The organism is Planktosalinus sp. (assembly GCF_059864935.1).
Window position 1 is genome coordinate 1 of sequence record NZ_JCBCCK010000136.1, and the last position, 1,219, is coordinate 1,219.

2 protein-coding genes and 2 pseudogenes are annotated in these 1,219 nt (G+C 38.3%); all 4 read right to left on the minus strand.

Features of this window, described 5'->3' with window-relative positions; genetic code table 11:
* A pseudogene (locus AC6F75_RS05775) lies at nucleotides 1–224 on the minus strand (RidA family protein); the annotation flags it as partial.
* 74 nt (nucleotides 225–298) lie between these two features.
* Nucleotides 299–649, minus strand: a complete 351-nt coding sequence (locus AC6F75_RS05780) for a four helix bundle protein (protein WP_500714004.1) — start codon at nucleotides 647–649, stop codon at nucleotides 299–301.
* A 125-nt stretch (nucleotides 650–774) separates the two neighbouring features.
* A pseudogene (locus AC6F75_RS05785) lies at nucleotides 775–1,080 on the minus strand (AAA family ATPase); the annotation flags it as partial.
* On the minus strand, nucleotides 981–1,219 hold a 239-nt coding region (locus tag AC6F75_RS05790; protein ID WP_500714005.1), incomplete at its 5' end, for a hypothetical protein. The pseudogene AC6F75_RS05785 and the gene AC6F75_RS05790, both read right to left, overlap by 100 nt.

Consider the following 1,219-nt stretch of genomic DNA (forward strand, 5'->3'; position numbering starts at 1 on the left):
CCTTCTTCAGACAAAAAATCGCGTATGTTTTCAATTACGGCTCGGGTTTGGGCTTCGATGTCGAGCTTCATACTTCCCATTTCGTCCACTTGTTCCACACCGGCAAAGGTGTTATCGGCTTTACGCGAACTCGTTCCGGAAACAAATATAAAATTGCCAACGCGCTTTACGTGAGGATATTTTCCTCTGGGAGTGGCTTTTCCTTTGATTAGCTTTCCTTTCATATGCTGTTATTTATGTCTTAAAGAATAAGTTTATTGATTTGGTTGGGTGTTGGATGCTGGGTGTTGGATGTAAATTATAGTTTTGATTTAAATGAGATAATCATATTCATAAGATAATAAGCCCTATCATATAAAGATTTGAAAGTTTCCTCATCAATATAACTTCTTCTTTTAGCTTTGTATAAACAAGTTACTACCTCTGCAAGTGACCTAACAGAATATCCTAAAAACCTATTGAACTCTTTATTTGATTGTTCAATACTACCTTCAGAAATATTTAAAGCAATAGAATCCCCTGCTTTTAATATCTGAGTTGAAAGATTATATAATTCAAGCTTAGGAAACTGTTTTGCTATTTCAAAAATATCTTCGCCAAAATCCATTGCTTTCTGCCAAATAATTAATTTTTCAAATTTGAAACTCATGATATTTAGATTTTTAATTTACTGAAAACACTTGTTAATTTAAAGATATTTAATTAATTACACCCAGCACCCAGCACCCAGCACCCAGCACCCAGCATCCAACACCCAACACCCAGCATCCAACGTCAATACCCATACTTATTTTTCCAAAGTGACTTCAAATAATTCCGATACGCATTTTCTTTAGCATTATTCCCCGGCTCATAAAAGGCAGTTCCTGAAACTTCTTCCGGTAAAAACTCGTGCGACACAAAATTGCCTTCATAATTATGGGCATATTGGTAGTTGTCTCCATACCCCAATTCCTTCATTAACTTGGTGGGTGCGTTTCTTATCGAAAGCGGCACTTCCAAGTCTCCTGTTTTCTGAACGGTTTCAAGAGCTTCATTGATTGCTTTATAACTTGCATTGCTTTTTGGTGAGTTTGCAAGACTGAATCGAATATAGCTTTTGGGCCGTGAGCCCCATTATAGGCGCGGCATTCTCTTTTGAGGATGTTCGCGCCTTTTTGTGTTTGGGGGAATGATGCCGAGAAAGCCGTTATCGCCGTGTCGCCAGCCGGGGTGTCCC

Coding starts and splice junctions, on each gene's coding strand:
- AC6F75_RS05780 (WP_500714004.1), bottom strand. CDS start 649: ATGAGTTTCAAATTTGAAAAATTAATTATTTGGCAGAAAGCAATGGAT.